Source organism: Chryseobacterium sp. CBTAP 102 (assembly GCF_003201365.1).
GTDB classification, from domain to species: Bacteria; Bacteroidota; Bacteroidia; order Flavobacteriales; family Weeksellaceae; genus Chryseobacterium; species Chryseobacterium candidae.
This window is the reverse complement of sequence record NZ_QICX01000012.1, coordinates 136,402-157,568: the sequence shown is the minus strand read 5'-3', so window position 1 is coordinate 157,568 and position 21,167 is coordinate 136,402. Positions and strand designations below refer to the sequence as shown.

Genomic DNA, 21,167 nt, shown 5'->3' with positions numbered 1-21,167 from the left:
CCTTTCGCTACCAGCTGCCAGTCTCTTTGAAGAATTTCACCAGAGGATTTATCAGTCCATCTTCTTCTTTTCACATGGAGTTTTACGATTTTACCACGTAATGGATAATCATCTACAATAATTTCAGGTAAAAAGCCCTTAGATTCCAGTAGTCTTTCTTTGAATTCATCAGGGATGCTGTTTTTTTCTTCAAAATAGATATGAAGTTCTGCATCATAAGGTTCTGCTTTGAGGATATCAAAGTGCTGAACTAAAAATTCCGGAAGTAATAATTTAAGAAGTTCGTGATCGCTTAACATTAGGCAAAGATAAAGCTACTTAACATTCCCCCCAACTTTTGAGACTGATCCGATATTATTATGAAAAAGCTGTTCGTTTTCTTTCTGATTTCTTTTGTCTTAGCAGTTTTAAACGGATATTTCTTCAATTATATTAATGACACCTACTTACATTTTGATATCAATTATAATAAGTCTCAAAATATCTCAAAAAACAAACTAAACTTTATTGCTATATTCATTGCTCCTTTTATTGAAACTTTTATATTTCAGCATCTCCCCTACTTGATTTTAAGCAAATGGATAAGGCTCAACAATAAAGCATTCTGCATCATCATTATGAGTATCATTTTCGCATCAATGCATTACTATAATTGGCTCTATATTGTGATGACATTTTTTGGAGGCATTATCCTCAACAACCTTTATATTTACTATTACAAGCACATTACTAATTACAGTTTTATTATAGCAGTACTCTTCCACGCTTTATTCGACCTTTATGGTTTCTTGTTTATAATGTAACTTTTATTTTATTAATAATATAAAACAAGCTCTTCCTGGTCAAAAAAGAGATTAATAAATAATGTAAAAGATAATGATCAATAGGAAAATTATCTCTTTCAAAAATAGAGGATTCCAGCAGACTTTTATGAGCAGCGTCATAACAGCCAAAAAAAAATCCCCGGAAATTCCGAGGATAAAAACTAATAACCATGAAAACTCAAATTAAACATGAGTTACATTTCTATATTGAAAAATCGTGCCAAGAATAACGATTTAGAGAAAAAAAGTCATTTTCTTGTTGCAGCACCATTTTCACCAATTTAACATTTAAAACGGATTTTACAGATACCTTAAAAACCTCTTCATAATTATATTTAATAGTTTCATATAAATATAATGCTCCGGCAAAAGTATTAAAAAAAAAATAATTTACATTTTAATAAAATAAAATTTACATTCAGTACATAAAAAAAATAAAATAGCTAATCTGTCATAAAAAGTATTTTCAATAACAAATTGACACACTAGACATATTCATCCAAAAAAATATTAATCTCAAGACACAAAAAATTTATAAAAAATTTCTTGAAGATCAACATTAAAATATCATATAAGTTTTTTATATAAAAAGCCCCCAGAAATGGAGGCCTCAAAAAACACAAATGATGAAAAAAATTTTATATCATAGATAAAAATTATTTTATCTATTAATTCTTAGCCAAAGATATACACCTCTTTTTTTTTATTTTATGAGTATAATCATAAAATTATTATTTCTTTTAAATACAGAATTTGGAGGCTAGATACTTTATTTCTCAAAAAAAGACAGTAATCAAAATCTATAGGGGTATGATCCTTATGCCTGATAAAATACCATTATTCTAAAAACCCAAGAAATTATTTTATTTCGCAATAATATAAGAAAAAATAACAAACATATAATGATTATGATTATATGTTTCACACGTATAATTTTATAATTTTACATTATTAATTCCATAAATCGTGATAAGTTTTTCTGTACTTGTAGCCAACTATAATAATGGAAAGTATTTCAAGGAATGCTATCAATCATTAATTAACCAAACCTATAAAAACTGGGAAGCAATTATCATTGATGATGCTTCTACAGATGATTCGGTTGAGATCATACAGTCTCTGATCAAAAATGATTCCCGTTTTAAACTTTATCATAATGCAACTAATGAAGGTTGCGGGTCTACAAAAGCAAAATGCATGAAATATGCTCAAGGAGATCTATGCGCTTATCTTGATCCTGATGATGCTATTTATCCGGAAGCACTGGAAAAGGTCGTACTGGAATTTATGAACAGAGATGATCTTTCAGCAGTATATTCTAAAATGATGCTTTGTAATGAAAGTCTGATTCCGGAAAAAATTTATACTGGCACTAAACAAATTTATAACAACCGTTATTTCTTTAACTATCCTATTCAGCTAGCTCATTTTTTTACTTTTAAAAGAGAAGCCTATGTAAGGACTCCGGGAATTAATCCCAATCTGAAAAATGCAGTAGACCAGGATCTTTATCTGAAAATACTGGAACAGGGAGGAGTGAAATACCTGAAAGAACCTCTGTATCTGTACAGGCTTCATTCTAATGGAATTTCTCAGGATAAGGCAAAGCAAAGTTCAAAAGATTCATTTGCAAGAGTGATACATGACACCATGAAAAGGCGGGGAATAAAAACTATTAATCATAAAATTATCCCTGAGGTTTTCACAAGTTCAGATGAAATTTTTAAACTCCTGAACTACCAGACCAACAGAATGCATCGTCTTATCAGTAAAATAAAAGTTACTTTAGATAATATATAACCAAAGGCTGTTCAAATTGAGCAGCCTTTGGTTATATATCAAAAGAAAAGGCCTCCAGAAGGAGGCCTAAAAAACACAAATGATGAAAAAAATCTATTTAGAAAAATCCAAACAGAATATTGTAGAATCATTCAAAATGATCATTATACCATTACATTTCTAACCAGAAAACATTATACAGTAACGGAACAGAAGAATGAATAATTTCTTTAAGAATCAAACGGCATCCTGAAGATCAATAAAAATATAATTTTATATTATTAAAAGTTTTGCAATTCAGATTTAATCTTCATCTCTGGATGGGTAAATTTAGTTAAATATTTGTTTGTTCACAAGACTATTCATCCCAAATGATTGGAATGTACACTGTAATATATCCATCAGAATCTACATTAGCGTCAGAAACTGTAGCAACTATTGTTCCATAACCTACCCAGCCACCCTGCCCCTGCATTGCAGAAAAAGTGTAGGTTCCTGCAGGAAGACCATGATAATATTGCGGGACAGACTGAAATCCACCACTGTAATAAGTATCATACACTTCCCCTGTCGCTATATTTTCAGCAAGAAAACTTCCTACATCGTAATTTCCTGAGAGAATTTTTGTTCCGTTTTTTGAAAGAAGACCATAACGTATCTTGTAAGTCTGAGTTTTGAGCGTTTCATCTGCTGCTCCTGAATAACCTTTATAGGTCTGTGTTATTTCCCTGGAGGAAAACGATGTTGCAACAGTAAGCAGTCCAATCAGTGCTGATACTGTAAAAATTGATTTTTTCATATTAAAAAGTATTTTGGTATTCAAAAATACTCAACTTATATGAATTTAATAAAAACTATCAATGAAATAAAATTTACAAAATACTCTGAAACTACGCATTATCAATATAAAATTCATGATTATTCAAAATTACTTTACTTTTCAGACTGTTAATTTTAACATTCATTAACTGAAATTTGGCTTCATAATTGAAAATACAACTAAAATTAAAAGTCATTTTGGCTTTACGGTATTAAAATTTGAATTATGAGAAAGATAGTATTAGCAGGGTTTTTATCCGTCTTTTTAATGACGGCCTGCAAGAAAGATGACAGCGTTGCAGAAAAGTCACTGGAAGCACAGAAACTTGAATTTCAGGCCAGACAACTTGAAATAGAAAAACAAAAACTGGCAATAGAAAAGGAAAAAATGGTATATGAGGCTCAAAAAAAAGCAGATAGTGTATCAGAAAGCAAAAAAGCCAGAGCGTCGGCTGAAAATAATTCAAAACCACAGGTGATCAGAGAAACACGAACAGTGTATAGAGACAGAAACTCAAATTCCGGTTCAGGAAGCAGCAACGGAAGTTATGCCAATAACGGAAGTGGTACTTCCCAGGGAACTACTCAGAAAAAAGGATGGAGTAAAGCAGCCAAGGGAACTGTCATTGGTACCGTAGGTGGAGCTGCTGTCGGAGCCATAGTTGCTAAGAAAAACAGAGGACTGGGTGCTGTTATTGGCGGTGTTGTAGGAGGTGCAACCGGGTATACTATTGGTAGATCACAGGATAGAAAAGATGGAAGAGTACAACCCCGTTAATAAATATTTTTAATGATAAAATACAAAGATTGCTTACTTTTAAGCAATCTTTTTTTATGATACTGATTCTGTTTTCTTCCGTTTTCATCATTCCTGTCCTTACGGGCTGGGGAAAGATCATGGAAACAATATGGGGAATTTTATTTCAGGGAATCTCTGGAAAAATTTTATCCGGAATCCTTGGAATAACCCTGATATGGACAATTATTTCTTTTTTCACTCCCTTAAATATGAGCGTGGAAGTACCTTCCATTCTATTGGGACTCTTCTTTTTCTTTAAAAAGAAACTTTACAAGGAATTTCATCAATTTTCAAAAAAGGATTTTGTAGTATTGAGTGTAAGCTCTCTGGCTGTAATATTCGCAGGCTCTTTCTATCCTTATATATTGGATCATTTTGGATATTATATTCCCACATTGAAATGGCTTACTGAATATGGACTTGTAAGAGGAATTTCCAACACAGACCTTACATTAGGCCAAATGTCTCTCTGGCATGTTTTTCAGGCTGGATTTTCAAACTTTTCGGATCCTTTTTTAAGAATCAATACAGTATTGTTAATCATCTATACATTATATACCGTTGAAAAAAGAAACTGGATACATCTTTGCTTTCTTCCGGTGTTACTGCTTTTTTCACAATCTCCAAGCCCTGATCTCCCTGTTATTATTTTTTCATTGATTATTTTAAATGAAATTATGGCAGGACAGAAAAATACTACTTTTCTTTTTGCATTTTCAATATTTGTTTTTGCCATAAAACCAACCATGATATGGCTGCCTGTATTGACTTTCCTAAGCTCACTTCTTATTTTTAAAGCCAATTTCAGATACCTCATTTCAGGAATAATCATTCTCCTGCTTTTCTTCATTAAAAACCTTTGGACATTTGGATACCCCATCTTTCCGTTAGCATTAGGTGATGTAGGAATATTCTGGAAACCTAATCCTGAAGTTTTAAAAATTTCCTCACAATTTGCCATCATGAAAACCTATGATATGCAGTATACCTATGAAGAAATTCAAAAATTTTCAACTGCAGATTATATCAGAAACTGGTTTTCTTTGGATGGAATAAAATCTAAAATCAATATTCTCTTTGTTTTGAGTTTGGTTATTTTCTCAGTATTTGCCTGGGTAAAAAAGAGAAAACTCATCACCCTGATTTGTATTTCGTTATTGATGAAAAGTATATTGGTTTTGATATTTTCCGCACAATACAGATTTTTTATCGATGTTTTTTTTGTGATATTCTTTGTTATCTTCCATGAATATTTTGACCGGAAGAAAGCAGTTTTCGTTTTCTCAGTCTTAAGTATATTCTTTATTTCTATATTATCTTTTCCTGAATTTATTCAGAGTTATCTTCCGAGTTTCAGAGTCGGAACATTCATGACCGGATTTGAAAAAGAACAGATTTACAAGCCTTCAACTTACCAATATGAAAAGTTTGATACCTATAAAGTAGGAAATTTTAAATTTAATGTGTCCCACCATTATCCTTATAGTTTTGACACTCCGCTTCCGTCCATTACTCCGGCTTATCTTTTCGATAATGTGAAGACAGGCATTTTTCCACAACTTTCGGATAAAAATGACATCAAAAAAGGATTTATCTGGAAAAAAATGACATCAGAAGAACAAGTGGAAGCCCAAAAGGTTATCAATACTATCGAAAACATTGATAAATAGAACAAATCCAGAAACTTTATTATCTGAAGAAAAAAAGGTAATTTTGTATCATGTTCAACACATTAGGTAATCTTCTTAGTCTTACAACATTTGGAGAAAGTCACGGAGTGGCTTATGGCGGTATCATCAATAATTTTCCGGCAGGTTTAGCGGTAGATCTCGATCATGTTCAGTACGAATTGAACCGAAGAAAGCCCGGCCAGTCGGCAATCGTTACACAAAGAAAAGAAAGTGACACTGTAAAGTTTCTTTCCGGAATCTTTGATGGAAAAACAACAGGTACGCCCATCGGTTTTATCATCGAAAACGAAAATCAGAAATCAAAGGATTATGATCATATTGCTGGCGCGTATCGTCCAAGTCATGCTGATTTTACTTATGATCAGAAATTTGGGTTCAGGGATCATCGCGGAGGCGGAAAATCTTCTGCAAGAGAAACAATGAACTGGGTAGTTGCAGGGGCACTTGCCAAGCAGCTTTTACCGGACATTGAGATCAACGCTTATGTATCTTCTGTAGGTGATATTTTCTGTGAAAAGCCTTATCAGGCTTTAGATTTCTCCCAAACAGAGAGCAATGATGTTCGTTGCCCCGATGCTGAAACGGCAGAAAAGATGATTGCAAGAATCAAAGAAATCAAAAAAGAAGGAAATACCATCGGAGGAACTATCACCTGTGTGATTAAAAATGTTCCTGTAGGAATTGGTGAACCAATATTTTCAAAGCTTCAGGCTGAGCTGGCAAAAGCAATGCTGAACATCAATGCCTGCAAAGGTTTTGAATATGGAAGCGGTTTCTGCGGGGCTAAAATGACAGGAAAAGAGCATAATGATGCTTTCAATACAGATTTCACTACAAAATCTAACCTTTCAGGAGGTATCCAGGGCGGAATTTCCAACGGAATGGATATCTATTTCCGTGTAGCTTTCAAACCTGTGGCTACTATTCTGAGACCTCAGGACAGTATTGACAAAGATGGAAACCCAGTTATTGTAGAAGGAAAAGGACGCCACGATCCTTGTGTAGTTCCAAGAGCCGTTCCTGTAGTGGAAGGTCTTGCTGCATTTGTACTGGCAGACCTGTTTTTGATCAATAAAACAAGAAACATCAATAATTTTTAACATAAATATTTTTAGTAATGAAAAATTACTGGGATAAAGGAATTTCGTTTGAAAAATATCTTCAGATTGCAAAAGAAAGATTAGAGAATCCTGCCAACCAACAGGAAGCTGACTATAAACAATATTACGAACTGGGTCTTCAGAGAATGGACCGAACGGTAAAAAAATACGTTCCGGATGAAGATCAGCTGAAAGAACTTGCAGCCAAAAACTTTGACGGAAAAATTCTGATTATTTCTGAAGCATGGTGTGGAGATGCAAGTGCAACAGTGCCTGCTCTTTTCATATTTTTTGAAGGACATAACGAAGTAAGAGTTTTTCTGAGAGACAGTGATAAAAGTTTAATCAATCAGTTTTTAACTAATGGTACGGAATCCATTCCGAAAGTACTTATCCTTGATAAAGACCTGAATGTAAAAAATTCATGGGGACCACGTCCTAAATATGGATATGAACTTCTGATGAAATATAAAGCCGATCCTGAAGCATATTCAAAAGATTCTTTCTATAATGATCTGCAAATATATTATGCTAAAAACAGAGGGAAAGATGCTGTTCAGGAAATTTTGGATCTTCTATAAAAAAGAGATATGAAAAAAAACATCATTTATCTTATACTTATTGTGATTATCGCTGGTGTTGCTTTTATACCAGGAGTAAGAAACTTTCTGAAGGATACATTCTTTCCGGTAGCTACTATAGAAAATGCAGTTCATATCAGTGAAGAAGATTATGATATAGAGCTTAAAGGAATCAATACGCCAAGCACTAATCTTAAAAACTTTAAGGACAAAGGTATTTTTCTGAACTTCTGGGGAACATGGTGTCCGCCTTGCAGAAAAGAATGGCCTTCTATTCAGAAACTGTATGATACCAGAAAAGATCATGTAGATTTTGTACTGATTGCCATGAATGATAAGGAAGAGGATGTAAGAAAGTTTTTGAAAGAAAATAATTATACTGTTCCTGTATATATTGCTCAAAGTCCAATTTCTGAGAAAATTCTTCCAAAGGTATTTCCTACCACTTTCCTGCTGGATAAACACGGAAGAATCCTTATTAAAGAGGATGCCACAAAAGACTGGAACACAGAGACTGTGCATCAGTTCATTGACAATATTATCAAATAATATTTTAACTAAATTTTATAATTTGTTGGTACAGGATTTGCGAATTTTATAGCATTGAAAAATTTATTAATCCAAACACAAAATGAAATATTCAAAATTAAATCTTGCAAAAGAAGCCATCAATCATAAGGGCTTTATAAAAAAGATCCCTGATATTTTCAGAATGGTTAAAATGTGGAGAAAAGGAATTTATCCAATGAAATCCATAGACATTATTCTTCCTTTACTGGGAATTTTATATGTGCTCTCTCCTATTGACCTCCTTCCTGAATTTGTGATACCGGTAATTGGAGTCATGGATGACCTGGCAGTATTGTCACTTACCATTCCTAAGCTCATTAAAGAGGTGGACAAGTTTTTATTATGGGAAGCTCAGCAAAAATACAGTGGTGCCCAAATCATTGATGCTGAAATCGTAAAATAATAGTTTATTATATTTTTCACTCCATCCCGGCCAATCCGGGATGGTTTTTTATTGACAAATGAGCGATAAATTTTTAAGCCTTATTTCAATTCCTTAAATTTGCAATATCTAATAAAAAATAATGGAAAGTAAAAAAGAATTCTTCTTAGAGTGTTACAAACTAGGCATCATCAAATTCGGCAGGTTTACCCTGAAAAGCGGTATTGAAAGTCCTTTTTATGTAGACTTGAGACCTTTGGCTTCAGATCCTAAAATTTTAAAAAATCTTGCAAATTATTTACTGGAAATGCTTCCGTTAGATAATTTTGATTTAATCTGTGGAGTTCCTTATGCTGCGCTTCCTATGGCTACTGCAATGTCTCTGGAAAGCTATATTCCATTAATTATTAAAAGAAAAGAAGCAAAAAGCTACGGTACCAAAAAGCTGATTGAGGGAATTTACCAGAAAGGACAAAACTGTCTTTTGGTAGAAGATGTGATCACTTCGGGGAAATCTTTGCTGGAAACCATTCCTGAAATAGAACAGGAAGATCTTAAAGTTTCTGACATTGTGGTGGTATTGGACAGAGAACAGGGAGGAAAGGAATTATTGGAAGGTAAGGGCTATAGAGTTCACACGCTTTTCAATATTTCGGAAGTATGCCATATTCTTCAGGAAACAGGTGAGTTGTCAGATGAAGAAGTAAAAAGAATCCAGGACTTCCTTCAGGGGAACCACATTCAGTTTGAAGAAGAAACAAGATCTTCTTATGAGCAGAAACTTCAGGCAGCACAACATTCCGTTTCAAAAAAATTACTGGAAACGGCCTTGACAAAAAAATCAAACCTTATTGCCTCTGCAGATGTTACCACAACTCACGAGCTATTGGAACTTGCTGAAAAAGTAGGTCCGCATATTATTGCTTTAAAAACGCATATCGATATTATTTCTGATTTCGAATACGAAAAAACAATTACTCCTTTAAAAGCTATTGCTGCAAAACACCAGTTCTTACTGATGGAAGACAGAAAATTTGCTGATATCGGAAACACGCAGGAACTTCAGTTCACAAGCGGGGTTTTCAAAATTACGGATTGGGCAGATTTCGTAACTTCTCAGGTAATCGGAGGTTTTGAATCATTAGACTGCTTCAAAAATGTAGGAGTGGTAGCCATCGTTGGAATGTCTTCTAAAGGAGCTTTAACAACTGCAAGCTATCGTGAAGAAGCTTTAAAAGTAGCTTTATCTCACCCTAATGTAATTGGCGGTGTATCTCAGAATAAAATTCCTGAAGATCTGCTATTGTTCACTCCGGGGGTAAATCTTGCAGACTCGGGAGATGGTAAAGGGCAGCAGTACAACACACCGGAACATGTTTTCAAAACACTTCACACAGATTTTATTATTGTAGGAAGAGGAATCTACAAATCCAATGATCCGGAAGCATCAGCAATCACTTATAAAACAGAGGGATGGAACGCTTACATTAATTCTTTGGAAAAAAAAGCAATTCAAGGTTAAAATGCTATAAAGTATATACAAAATAAGTTATATTTGGGCTTTATCACGAATATTTGAAAAAGATCAGCCTTTGCCTTATTTTGTTATGTGGAGTTGTACAGGTTTCTGCACAGACAGACAGTATATACATTGAAACAAAACTGTCTCCTGACAAAAAGAATCTTGATGTCCGTCAGGAAATTGTTTATTACAATCATTCCGGGAAAGACCTGCAGACCATAAAACTCCTGAATTGGGTTTCCGCGTACAATAAACGGGGAACTTCTTTAGTCTACAGAAAACTGGAAGACCGGAATAATGATTTGCATTTTGCAAAAAATGATCAATTGGGAAAACTTCTTGAACTGAATATTAAAAATTCTGAAAATGAAGTTCTTCCTGTCAATACACTCTCGGATGAAAATCTTTTTATTCCTCTGAAAAATGTATTAAAACCTGGCGAAAGCGTCACTTTACAGTTGCAATACAGGATGCAGCTTCCCGATAAAACTTTTACGGGATACGGAACATCCACTCAGAATACTGTATTAAAATATTTCTTTATTGTTCCGGATCATTTTGATCCGGACAATATTTCCAGAAGAAACTATCACGATATTGAGGAACAGATAAGCTTTAATACTTTCTGGACCATTAACTTTGACATCCCTGTAAATAGTTTTGTTGAGGGAAATCTTCCACAGGTTCAGATGAATTCATTTAAGGGATATCTCGATTCAGATCCTGAATTCCTGATTTCTACAACAGAATTTCAATCCATCAAAACCAATGTTGACGGCGATGAAATCGAAATTAAATTTGGATATAATCTGAAACCGGATGAAAAACAAAACCTGGAGTTTTATCTTCCTTTACAATTAAAATTCATTAAGGAGCGCATCGGGTATCTTCCGAAAAGTATCTTTATCTCAGATAAATTCAGAGCCAAAGAAGACTTTTTCGGGAATAATGATATTACTTTCTGGAGATTCAGATTCCGTCTGTTTACCGAGACCGAAAAAACGGATATGGATTATTTTGGGATCATTGCTAAGAAAATTCTTGACGAAGGCATTATTGCAGATAAAGAAAAAGATCACTGGTTTAAAAATGGGTTAAAATCTTATCTCGAAATTCAATATCTCAAAAAATTCTATGCTGACACGAAACTTTTAGGTACACTTCCCGAGACCAGAATCTTTGGACTTCAACCGTTAAAGTTATTCCATGCCTCCAAAGTAAAACTTCTGGACCGCTATGGGCTTTCCTATCAATATATCATGCTGCAGAACCTTGATCAGAAAATCGATGAACATTTTCCCGTTTTGAGTAATTTCAATGATATGGCCATCAGCAGCTTTGAAACCGGAAGTCTTTTCAACTATTCGGCAGACAAAATGGGATATGAACAATTTGATAGAATTGTAAAAAATTATATTTCTCAGAATTCAGGAAAAAAAATTAATCCTGATGAATTTCTGTCATCCCTTGCTGAAAACAATAAGTCAGCCGCCTATCTCTCCAACTTTTTCAAACAAAAGAACAGGATTGATTTTAAATTGAAAAACATCAGAAAAGATAATGATTCTCTGCAAATAAAAATTGTAAGAAATACAGACATTTCTATTCCTGTAAAACTGGAAACAGAAACCAGAGAAGGAGAAAAGAAAACTTACTGGATCGATACGGAGGAAAACGAACGCACCACCAGCCTGTCACTTCCTGCTTCAGAAAATATTTACAAAACCACCTTAAACAGCGGCTATATTTTCCCTGAATCCAATTACAGAGACAACTTTCTGTATGCGAAAGGACTGTTTTCCAATACGAAAAAAATTAAACTTAAATTAATAAAAGATATTCCTAACCCGGAATACAATGAGATTTACATCAGCCCAAGAGTGCGTTTCAACAATACGTATGATAAATTTCTTTTGGGAGCTAATTTTAAAAATCAGTCTTTCTTTGATCAGAAATTCCTGTATTCGGTGACTCCAACCTATAGTACCGGAACAGGAAAACTTACGGGTTCCGGAGCAGTCTCCTACTCTATTCTGCCTGCAGAAAGCATTATCCGAAGTCTTACATTCGGTCTTTCAGGCTCTTATTTCCATTATGATTATGATCTGGCCTACAGAAAAACCTCAATATCATCTTCAATTAACTTCAGAAAGAACCCAAGAAGTACTGTAAGCAGAAGTCTTGGAGTTTCCTATAATTATTTTGAAAGAGATCTGAGTCCTCAAATGATCGCCAATAATGATTACAGCAAATATAATCTCTGGAGTATTGGCTATGGTTATAGCGATAACCAGATGATTCATGAAAAAAGCTTCAGCCTGAGCGCCCAGGGAATGGAAGATTTCAATAAAATAACGGCTGAAGGCTTCTACAGATGGGAATTTGCCCCTAAACAAAAGCTAAGCTTACGTTTATTTGCCGGATACTTCTTAAGAAACAACACCAGAAATAACCTCTTTGACTATGGAATTTCCAGGGTTTCCAACTATTCATTCTCTTATACTCTTTTGGGAGAAAGTGCCAGCAGCGGCCTCCTTTCTCAACAGTTTATATTAGCTGATGGTGGTTTTAAATCTTTCCTGCCGGGAACAGTGAACCAATGGATCACCTCTGCCAATGTAGATTCCAGTGTATGGAAAATATTCCATGTGTATGCGGATGCCGGAGTATATAAAAATAAAGATCTTCCTGCCAAATTCATATGGGACACAGGAGTTAAAGTAAGAATCATCCCTGATTTTCTGGAAGTATATTTCCCGATCCAGTCTTCTCTGGGTTTTGAACCTTCATTCAAAGATTACGGAAAACGTATCAGATATACTTTAATTCTTAATCTCGGATCCATTATTAATGCAGCAAGAAGAGGCTGGTATTAATAGAAAAAATTGTGGATATCTTTGTGGATTAAATCTTATATAGATAACAATATAAAAGTCAAAGAACAGCTTATGAATACAGGCTGTTCTTTTTATTAAAAACTAATCTTTTATAATTTTCTGTGAGATCGGAATATTGTTAATCGTTCCTGTCACAATATAAGTTCCTTTGGGAAGTTCTGCAATATCAAGAACTGAAGCCAGTTTAGTAGGTGATTTTTTAACAACCTGTCTGTATGTATCGTAAACTTTCACATCTTTCACCTCTGTTCCGAATACTATTCTGCTGTCTTTTATAAAAGGATTCTGTACAAAACCAGACTTCACGCTGCCTTCGAGAGAGAAGTCTGACATATTATCATTACTTCCTACTAAATTTCTTTTGATGCCTGTAGTTGTAGTGGGAGAAGGAGCTGGGCCATCTCCTTTAAATTGATCTGCATTGGATCCATATCCTACAAAATCCAGAACATTGGACGCAGAAGGCCCGGTGACCTGCACTATATTTCCGGCTAATGCAACTTTTCCTGATACGTTGGAGATTTTTAATCCGGAAGATTTATTAGGAGTTCCGTCAAAATTTATAATTGTAGTTGCAATAAAATCCGGTTTTGGCAGATTTTCAACACCACCTTCAATCGCTGACTCCTGAATTAAATAGGTTTCTTCCGGTCCTAATGTAAAATCCGGAAGCGTATGATATTCTGTAAAAGCACCTATGGCCGGAGCATATTGAATACTTGCTCCCGTTAAAGAAACCAAAGTAGTTCCGATATTTTTAAGGACGATATAATTATTTTTCAATACAGATCCTGAATTGACATTCCCGCCATAGATTTCATTGATCACAATCTGGGCATTGGAAAACGAAGTTAATACTATAAGTCCAACAAGAGTAAAGATTTTTTTCATAGTAATAATTTTAGAAATGGATTGATCATAAAAACATCAAAAATAATACCACCAAATTAAGAAATATATAAGATACAAAAATCTAAAAATCTGGAAATAATTACATAAAAAGCCAGCTGCTTCAATTAAAGCAGCTGGCTATATTTTTATCTAAAAAAAATTAGTCTTTAAGAACTTTCTGAGAAACCGGCTGGTGGTTTACGGTACCTGTAACGATATAGTTTCCTTTTGCTAATTCAGCAATGCTTACAGCTTCGTTTGGCTTTACAGCAGTTTCTTTTACAAGCTGTCCGAACATATTGAAAATCTTCACATCTTTCACGTCAGATCCGAAAATAATCTCATTATTTTTAATTAAAGAGTTCTTTACGAAGTTTCCTGACTTTTCGTTTTTGGCATCAATAACAGCTAAAGAGGCAGTAGACGAAGTAACCGTTAAAGAAATATCATCTATTCTCCAGTTGGCAGTACCAAGAGATGGAGTTCCGGCACCAGCACTGTCGCTTCCATAAATTCTTAGCGTAACCGGAGCCGATTCTGCACCAACTAAATTAGCACCTGAAAAAGTGATGTTACTCAATGCCCATGTACTATTATTATTAACATTGGCTGTACCTATCGCTGTTGCATAATTATCAATGCTTGAATATACTGTAATCTTTCCAGGGCCTGTAGATGTTCCTCTGGACCCGAAACTTAAAGAATTTAAAGTTACTTTATTACCTGCGACAGGAGTAACAGTTACACTAAAATAGGTACTAGTTGCAGTGGAAAGAGCTTCTTTAAAAGCTGCAGCACCAAAATTACTGGATCCACTTGCTCCGGTATATCCTGAAGATACGGATGAAGTGGTAATTAAAGTGGTTGTACCATTATTATTTCCCTGAGTTGCTGCAAATGCTACACTTGAAATATTAGCATTGATACCAGAAATGGGATTTACAGAACTACCATCCCAAAGGTAAGTTGTTTGTGCAAAAGCAACTGCACTCATCACAATTGTTGCAAAAAGAGAATAAAGTTTTTTCATGATTTAAAATCTTTGTTATTAATAATTTCAGTGACTAAATTACATCGATTTTTCAATAATTCACAATATTTAGATTAAATTTCTGTTAATAAAATAAATCATTTACATGAAGAAAATAAAAAAACGCCATTTTGATAAAATGGCGTCGTATATTGAACTATAAGTCTATCCTGATACTATTTTTTAATCACTTTTTCTGAAACAGCTTTACCGTTGACAGTTCCCGTTACGATATAAGCTCCTTCTCTAAGGTCAGAAACATTCAGCGACTGATTTTCATGAACAGCAGCCGTCTTAACAACCTGACCTGCCATATTGAAGATTTTAACATCAGATGTTACTCCGAAGCTGATGTCACTTTTTAGAACAGTATTTTTAACGAAAAGATTTTTATTTCTTTTCACTTCATTGGTAGCAAGTGAAGCAGAAGTACCAACAACCTTTACATCATCAATCCTGTAATTTCCTGAATTACTTGTCACAGAAGACCATCTAAGCCTTAAATTAGAAGCGTTTTCTGCTCCTACAGGCAATTGAATAGCTACACCTCCATTTACAAGATCCCAGGTGCCAGAATTTTTGTTGTAAGTATACGTCACATTATTCCAAACAGTCCCATCTGTACTCCATTGAAAATTAACATTCTGGTTAAAGCTGCTTGTTCCTCTACCTCCCCATATAACGTTAATATTACTATACCCAACTGTAGATAAATTGGAATAAGTTAAAGAATGAGTGACTCCATTTGTACCAGTTCCCGCAAATGCAGCATTGCTTCCTCCTGATGCACCGGAATATCCGGATGAAGCAGAAGCTGTATTTATATTCCAACCGTTTGTACTACTTGTACTTGTCCACCCGGATGGTAATGCGGAAGTTGTACCAAAATTTTCTGACAAAAGAGTTGTTTGTGCAAAAGAGGCCGTAGCAAGCATAGCTACAGCAACTAACGAATACATTTTTTTCATGACTTGAATTTTTTTAATTAATTATTTCACTTACTAAAGTAAAAATATTTTCTAATATATCACAAAATTTTGATTAATTTTTTATTTTTATTTGTTAATCTCATAGTATTAACATTTTTTACCTATTTTTACGATTTATTTTCCAAAACTTGCGGAATCTTGTCATTCTATCCGTTTTATTCTTCTTAGGCATATTTTCAGGAAATGCTCAGGTTTTTTCGTGGAAAAATCCCAACGTTCCTGAAGACAGTATTAAAAGGGATAGTATTCTTGCTGCAAAGCTGGAACAGGATATCTTTGCCAAGGACACTCTGGACTTCATAAGAACCCACAATAAGATCATTATTGATGAAGCTGTACTGGCAAAAAATGATAAAAAGAGATTTTTAGGAGAACTCAATTCAAAAGGTTCTATCATTCGGGGAATTACTTTTGGTAATAATCAGGGGCAATCTGTACAGAGTTCTATGGATCTTCAGATATCTGGGCGTTTATCTAAAGATGTTACCATTTTAGCAAGTATCTCAGATCATAACCTGCCGATTCAGGCTGATGGTTATACCCAGACTTTGGAGGAGTTTGACAAAATCTATATGCAGCTTAATATTAAGGACAAGTCTATTCTCAGAGCGGGGCATCTTGATCTGGTAGAAGCTAAGAATTATTTTGCCAAATACCAGAGAAGAAGTATGGGACTTCAGTTCCAGACAGAATTCGGGAAGGAGAACAAGACATTTGTAGATATTTCTGCAGGTGTTGCTAGAAGTGAATTCCACAGAATCCGTTTTCAGGGGGTTGAAGGTAACCAGGGACCTTACCGTCTGACAGGGAAGAACGGTGAACAATTTATCACACTGATTTCCGGATCTGAACAGGTTTTTATTGATGGAATTTTAATGAAGCGTGGTGAAAACCAGGATTATATCATCAATTACAATACCGGTGAGGTTACTTTTACCAGTTTCCGCCCTATTTTCCAACAGAATTTCATCACCATTTCTTATAACTATGCCAACAGGAACTATTCAAGGTATTTGTTTACCGGAAAGCTTGAGCATCAGAGAGAAAAATTCAAAGTGGGATTCAACTGGTTTATGGAAAATGACAACAAAAATGCTCCTCTTTCTCTAAATCTTTCTAAGGAAGATGAGCAGATTCTTGCAGAAGCCGGAAATAATCCTGACCTGATGTATGCCCCTTCAGGAGTAGTAACCGAATATGATGTCAATAAGATTTTATATAAATTAAGTCCTGCCGGAAACTTCTATGAATATTCTACGGATTCAAGTTTAACACTGTATCAGGTTTCTTTTACCTATTTCGGAGCCAATCAGGGAGATTATAAAATTGCACAGACTACCAACAACGGACGTGTTTTTGAATATGCAGGTCCTAATGGCGGAGACTACAGAGCAGTAAGAAAACTTCCTTCACCTCAGAAATCACAGGTATACTCTCTAAACTCTGAATATCTGCTGAATGAAGGAAAAATAGGTGCTGATATCTCGCTGAGCAATTATGATGTCAATTTATTTTCATCAAAAGATTCTGATCAGAATATGGGATATGCGTGGCGTATTTTTGGAAATAAAAGCTTCACAAAAAACACATGGAAAGGAACTCCAAGCTTTGAATATCAATATATAGACAGGCAATTTCATATCCTTGACCGTATCAATGATGTAGAATTCTCCAGAGATTTCAACCTTACGCAGGAATTCAATAAAAAGACCCAGAACAGATTTATCTTCAGCTTCCTGAATAAATGGAATAATAAGTCTACGCTGAATTACCGCATCAATTATCTGAATGAACAGGATTCTTACAAAGGGATTAAAAATGACCTTGATTTCGGCTGGCTGACAGGAAAATTCTTTACAAAAGGTAATCTGTCTTATCTGAGTACCAACGCTACTCTTCAGGATACGAAGTTCATCCGTGGTGGAGTTTCAACGGAATTTACCGGTAAAAAAGGAAGCTGGGCCATTGGTGGAAGCATGGAGCATAACGAGAAGAAATATAATGATACCCAACTTATGGATGTCACAAGTTTCAGCTGGAAAGAAATCTTTTTGCAAAAGAAAATCGGTGACAGTACAAGAACCAAATTATTGGCAAAAGTGTATATGAGAGATAACGATTCGGTGCGTGATAACAGACTTCAGAATATGAACAATATTTTGGGGATCATGGCTGAAAGTCAGATTATCAAAACAGAAAGAACCACCTTAAATGCCTTAATTCACTACCGGAAATTCTTCTACGCAGGTGCAGAAGGTGAAGTAACCCGTAATAATGATTTTGTTGTCGGAAACATCTTATACAATCAGCAGCTTTTCAGGAACGGAATGCGTCTTCAGGCTTTCTATGAGCTTGGAAACGGGCAGGAAGCACAGAGGGAATTTCAGTACATTAAAGTAACAGACGGACAAGGTGTTTATAAATGGACCGATTATAATGGCGATGGCATTCAGCAGCTGGACGAATTTGAAATCGCTGAGTATTCTGATCTTGCCCAATATATCCGTGTGTATACTAATTCTGTAAGATACATTCCTTCCAATAAAAATAAATTGCAGCTGGCCTTATTTGTCAATCCGGCCATTGTTTTCAATTCTGAGAATAAATTTTTAAAACGTTGGAATTTCAATATTTCATTAAATTCTCAAAACTCATTCTATAAAAAGGAAAAAGTTCTTGTTCTGAATCCTTTTGAAAAAAACAGTGATCAGATCCTTAAAAATCAGAATATTTTGGCTTCCGTACAGTTTAATCCAACCGAAAAATCAGGATGGAACGGAAATTACAGATTCATCACCAATGACAATCTTATTAATGCCAATTTCAGTAATGAAGAACGTGAACAGACTTCTCATTTCCTGAATATAGGATATTGGTTCAATAAAGAATTCAGAGTGGATTGGGAAAACTCGGTTCATGATATCCAAAACTCCTCACAATTATTTAAAACAAGGGATTATCGTCTCAATAATTTTGAAACCAAGCCCAAAGCAACGTATAAATTTACAGATGCCATTCAGGCTGAATTATCTTCTGCTTTCCGCCAGAAACAAAGATTGGATGGAGAAGAACTTCTTAAAGCTTTTGATATTACAGGAACCATCCAATGGGAGCGCAGAAAAACGTCTATCCGTGGGAATTTCTCTTTCATCAGTAACAATTTCACAGGAAACAATTTCAGTATTGTAGGAAACCAGATGCTGGATGGGCTTAAACCTGGAAAAAACCAGGTATGGAGTGTGTTTATCCAACAGGCAATCAACTCGTTTATCCAGCTGAACCTTAATTACGAAGGAAGAAACTCCGGTGACCGGACCATTCACATCGGTAGTATGCAGGTAAAGGCGAGCTTCTAACAATGAAAAACTGAAGTGAGCAGACCATTAGAACTTACATTATTTGAATTCTTTTTCTATGCTCAAATTTCTAAACAAAACAATCATTTATACCGATAGATAATATCATATTTCTGAATGTTCAGAATTTCGTAAATTTGCACCATGATAAAAATAGGCAACATAGAACTGCCGGAATTTCCACTTTTGCTGGCTCCAATGGAAGACGTAAGTGATCCTCCGTTCAGACGTTTGTGTAAAATGCATGGTGCAGATTTAATGTATTCGGAGTTTATTTCTTCCGAAGGGTTGATTCGTGACGCTATCAAAAGTCGTAAAAAGCTGGATATTTTCGATTATGAAAGACCCGTTGGAATACAGATATTTGGTGGAGACGAAGAAGCAATGGCTATGTCTGCAAGAATTGTTGAAACCGTAAATCCGGATCTGGTAGATATCAATTTTGGATGTCCTGTAAAAAAAGTTGTCTGCAAAGGAGCGGGAGCTGGTGTTCTGAAAGATATCGACCTTATGGTACGTCTTACAAAAGCTGTTGTAAGCTCTACTCACCTTCCTGTCACGGTAAAAACCCGTCTGGGATGGGACAGCACCAGCATTAATATTGATGAAGTAGCAGAACGCCTGCAGGAAACAGGAATTAAAGCTCTTACCATCCATGCAAGAACCCGTGCTCAAATGTATAAGGGTGAGGCAGACTGGGAACATATTTCAAGAATTAAACAAAATCCTAATATTGAGATTCCCATTTTTGGAAATGGTGATATAGATTCTGCTGAAAAAGCTTTAGACTACAAGCAAAAGTATGCATGTGACGGTATTATGATCGGGCGTGCTGCTATTGGATATCCATGGATATTCAATGAAATCAAACACTTCTTTAAAACAGGAGAACATTTACCTGAACCAACAATTTCAGATCGGTTACTGGCTGTTCGTCAACATGCAGAATGGAGTACTGAATGGAAAGGAGAAAGATTAGGGTTGGTAGAAATGAGACAACATTACAGCAACTATTTCCGTGGAATTCCTCATTTCAAGGAATTCAGAAAAAAATTCCTGGAAGTTTTCACTATGGAAGAAATGGACAGCTTAATTAAAGAAACCCAACAGTTCTACGAAGAATATCAGGCACAGCTATAAAAATAAAACCATCAGCAAAACTGATGGTTTTTTATTATTTAGAATCTAATATTAATATCCTTCTGATGAAGATTCGTTTTTAATTAATCCCAGCGCTGAAGAAGTTCCAATTCTTTTAACTCCCATTTTGATCATTTTCTCAGCATCTTCCGGAGTTCTCACTCCTCCGGCTGCTTTTACAGGAAGTCTGCCAGCATTGCTGAGCATAATTGCTATTCCTTCAAAGGTTGCTCCGTTAGGCTTTCCTTCTGCAGTCTGATAAAATCCTGTAGATGATTTGACAAAAATTTTCGACAACTCATTTTCAGAAAAATTTTCTTCTGCCCAGGTAGAAATCTTTTTAGTAAGATCTGCAATCTGTTCATCAGTTAATGCAGCAATTTCAATAATCCATTTTGCAACTTTTTGATGCTCAATAGATAATTGGGTACATTTTACAAATTCTTCTCTTACCAGCTCTATATTCCCTTGTAAATAAGCCGTATAATTAATCACAAAATCTAATTCATCTGCTCCGTCTTCTATTGCTTTTGAAGCTTCTGCAAGTTTCTCATCAACAGAATACGTTCCTTCGTGGAAACCTATCACAGTTCCTACTACAACATTTGAATTTCTTTCCTGAATATATTTCCTGATCTCAGCTACGTAATCCGGTCGAATCATTACGGCAAAAATACCATTGTCTATTGCTTCCTGCGTAAGTTCTTTATCTTTTTGAAGTGTTTCTTCGTGGGAAATACCTGATTGCTCTGGAGTTTTCAGGTAAGTTGAATCCAAATATTGGGCTATGTTCATAT

General features: G+C 35.0%; 18 protein-coding genes. 12 read left to right on the top strand and 6 right to left on the bottom strand.

The annotated features are described in order from the left end of the window. Window positions 1-299 (bottom strand): transposase (locus C8D70_RS16365; protein ID WP_110368024.1); only part of this gene is annotated, 299 nt, incomplete at its 3' end. Between the two features lie 60 nt (window positions 300-359). Here C8D70_RS16365 and C8D70_RS21335 point away from each other — a divergent pair. Then, the gene (locus C8D70_RS21335) at window positions 360-803 is read left to right on the top strand and encodes a CPBP family intramembrane glutamic endopeptidase (RefSeq protein WP_110368023.1); all 444 of its coding nucleotides are present in this window, start codon (window positions 360-362) and stop codon (window positions 801-803) included. 987 nt (window positions 804-1,790) lie between these two features. After that, window positions 1,791-2,624 (top strand): glycosyltransferase family 2 protein, encoded by an 834-nt coding sequence (locus C8D70_RS16350; protein ID WP_228408049.1) that lies wholly within the window; start codon window positions 1,791-1,793, stop codon window positions 2,622-2,624. Window positions 2,625-2,961: 337 nt separating this feature from the next. Here C8D70_RS16350 and C8D70_RS16345 read toward each other — a convergent pair whose 3' ends face one another. After that, the gene (locus C8D70_RS16345) at window positions 2,962-3,402 is read right to left on the bottom strand and encodes a hypothetical protein (RefSeq protein WP_110368021.1); all 441 of its coding nucleotides are present in this window, start codon (window positions 3,400-3,402) and stop codon (window positions 2,962-2,964) included. A gap of 246 nt (window positions 3,403-3,648) precedes the next feature. On the opposite strand from C8D70_RS16345, the gene C8D70_RS16340 reads away from it, so the two are divergent. From C8D70_RS16340 to C8D70_RS16305, 8 genes are all read left to right on the top strand, one after another. Continuing rightward, window positions 3,649-4,200, top strand: coding sequence for a glycine zipper domain-containing protein (locus C8D70_RS16340; protein ID WP_076595827.1), 552 nt, complete (start codon window positions 3,649-3,651; stop codon window positions 4,198-4,200). A 56-nt stretch (window positions 4,201-4,256) separates the two neighbouring features. Then, entirely contained in the window at window positions 4,257-5,891 is a 1,635-nt protein-coding gene (locus tag C8D70_RS16335) for an LIC_10190 family membrane protein (RefSeq protein ID WP_110368020.1), read from the top strand. 50 nt (window positions 5,892-5,941) lie between these two features. Next, entirely contained in the window at window positions 5,942-7,012 is a 1,071-nt protein-coding gene (aroC, locus tag C8D70_RS16330) for a chorismate synthase (RefSeq protein ID WP_110368019.1), read from the top strand. 17 nt (window positions 7,013-7,029) lie between these two features. Then, a complete protein-coding gene (locus C8D70_RS16325; protein ID WP_110368018.1) occupies window positions 7,030-7,593 on the top strand; it encodes a thioredoxin family protein in 564 nt (187 codons plus the stop codon). A 9-nt stretch (window positions 7,594-7,602) separates the two neighbouring features. Further along, entirely contained in the window at window positions 7,603-8,142 is a 540-nt protein-coding gene (locus C8D70_RS16320; RefSeq protein WP_110368017.1) for a TlpA family protein disulfide reductase, read from the top strand. Window positions 8,143-8,224: 82 nt separating this feature from the next. Continuing rightward, window positions 8,225-8,566 (top strand): YkvA family protein, encoded by a 342-nt coding sequence (locus C8D70_RS16315; protein ID WP_076595822.1) that lies wholly within the window; start codon window positions 8,225-8,227, stop codon window positions 8,564-8,566. A gap of 121 nt (window positions 8,567-8,687) precedes the next feature. Then, the gene (gene pyrF, locus C8D70_RS16310) at window positions 8,688-10,067 is read left to right on the top strand and encodes an orotidine-5'-phosphate decarboxylase (RefSeq protein ID WP_110368016.1); all 1,380 of its coding nucleotides are present in this window, start codon (window positions 8,688-8,690) and stop codon (window positions 10,065-10,067) included. A 53-nt stretch (window positions 10,068-10,120) separates the two neighbouring features. Next, window positions 10,121-12,943: an aminopeptidase gene (locus C8D70_RS16305; RefSeq protein WP_228408048.1), complete on the top strand. Its 2,823-nt coding sequence runs from the start codon at window positions 10,121-10,123 to the stop codon at window positions 12,941-12,943. A 102-nt stretch (window positions 12,944-13,045) separates the two neighbouring features. Here C8D70_RS16305 and C8D70_RS16300 read toward each other — a convergent pair whose 3' ends face one another. From C8D70_RS16300 to C8D70_RS16290, 3 genes are all read right to left on the bottom strand, one after another. After that, a complete protein-coding gene (locus C8D70_RS16300; RefSeq protein WP_110368014.1) occupies window positions 13,046-13,855 on the bottom strand; it encodes a T9SS type A sorting domain-containing protein in 810 nt (269 codons plus the stop codon). A 160-nt stretch (window positions 13,856-14,015) separates the two neighbouring features. Continuing rightward, window positions 14,016-14,885: a T9SS type A sorting domain-containing protein gene (locus tag C8D70_RS16295; RefSeq protein ID WP_076595818.1), complete on the bottom strand. Its 870-nt coding sequence runs from the start codon at window positions 14,883-14,885 to the stop codon at window positions 14,016-14,018. Window positions 14,886-15,061: 176 nt separating this feature from the next. Beyond that, the gene (locus C8D70_RS16290; protein WP_110368013.1) at window positions 15,062-15,853 is read right to left on the bottom strand and encodes a T9SS type A sorting domain-containing protein; all 792 of its coding nucleotides are present in this window, start codon (window positions 15,851-15,853) and stop codon (window positions 15,062-15,064) included. A gap of 149 nt (window positions 15,854-16,002) precedes the next feature. Between C8D70_RS16290 and C8D70_RS16285 the strand changes: the two genes are divergently transcribed. Then, complete coding sequence (locus C8D70_RS16285; protein ID WP_110368012.1) at window positions 16,003-19,230, top strand: hypothetical protein; 3,228 nt, start codon at window positions 16,003-16,005, stop codon at window positions 19,228-19,230. Window positions 19,231-19,374: 144 nt separating this feature from the next. Then, window positions 19,375-20,370, top strand: a complete 996-nt coding sequence (gene dusB / locus C8D70_RS16280; protein ID WP_076595816.1) for a tRNA dihydrouridine synthase DusB — start codon at window positions 19,375-19,377, stop codon at window positions 20,368-20,370. A gap of 51 nt (window positions 20,371-20,421) precedes the next feature. Here the strand turns inward: dusB and deoC are convergent, their stop codons facing one another. Further along, window positions 20,422-21,165, bottom strand: coding sequence for a deoxyribose-phosphate aldolase (deoC, locus tag C8D70_RS16275; RefSeq protein ID WP_110368011.1), 744 nt, complete (start codon window positions 21,163-21,165; stop codon window positions 20,422-20,424). Window positions 21,166-21,167 lie beyond the last annotated feature (2 nt).

What these genes read in the sequence shown, in the direction of transcription:
- C8D70_RS21335 (WP_110368023.1), top strand. Translation starts at nt 360, where the DNA reads ATGAAAAAGCTGTTCGTTTTCTTTCTGATTTCTTTTGTCTTAGCAGTT.
- C8D70_RS16345 (WP_110368021.1), bottom strand. Translation starts at nt 3,402, where the DNA reads ATGAAAAAATCAATTTTTACAGTATCAGCACTGATTGGACTGCTTACT.
- C8D70_RS16340 (WP_076595827.1), top strand. Translation starts at nt 3,649, where the DNA reads ATGAGAAAGATAGTATTAGCAGGGTTTTTATCCGTCTTTTTAATGACG.
- C8D70_RS16335 (WP_110368020.1), top strand. Translation starts at nt 4,257, where the DNA reads ATGATACTGATTCTGTTTTCTTCCGTTTTCATCATTCCTGTCCTTACG.
- aroC (WP_110368019.1), top strand. Translation starts at nt 5,942, where the DNA reads ATGTTCAACACATTAGGTAATCTTCTTAGTCTTACAACATTTGGAGAA.
- C8D70_RS16325 (WP_110368018.1), top strand. Translation starts at nt 7,030, where the DNA reads ATGAAAAATTACTGGGATAAAGGAATTTCGTTTGAAAAATATCTTCAG.
- C8D70_RS16320 (WP_110368017.1), top strand. Translation starts at nt 7,603, where the DNA reads ATGAAAAAAAACATCATTTATCTTATACTTATTGTGATTATCGCTGGT.
- C8D70_RS16315 (WP_076595822.1), top strand. Translation starts at nt 8,225, where the DNA reads ATGAAATATTCAAAATTAAATCTTGCAAAAGAAGCCATCAATCATAAG.
- pyrF (WP_110368016.1), top strand. Translation starts at nt 8,688, where the DNA reads ATGGAAAGTAAAAAAGAATTCTTCTTAGAGTGTTACAAACTAGGCATC.
- C8D70_RS16300 (WP_110368014.1), bottom strand. Translation starts at nt 13,855, where the DNA reads ATGAAAAAAATCTTTACTCTTGTTGGACTTATAGTATTAACTTCGTTT.
- C8D70_RS16295 (WP_076595818.1), bottom strand. Translation starts at nt 14,885, where the DNA reads ATGAAAAAACTTTATTCTCTTTTTGCAACAATTGTGATGAGTGCAGTT.
- C8D70_RS16290 (WP_110368013.1), bottom strand. Translation starts at nt 15,853, where the DNA reads ATGAAAAAAATGTATTCGTTAGTTGCTGTAGCTATGCTTGCTACGGCC.
- dusB (WP_076595816.1), top strand. Translation starts at nt 19,375, where the DNA reads ATGATAAAAATAGGCAACATAGAACTGCCGGAATTTCCACTTTTGCTG.
- deoC (WP_110368011.1), bottom strand. Translation starts at nt 21,165, where the DNA reads ATGAACATAGCCCAATATTTGGATTCAACTTACCTGAAAACTCCAGAG.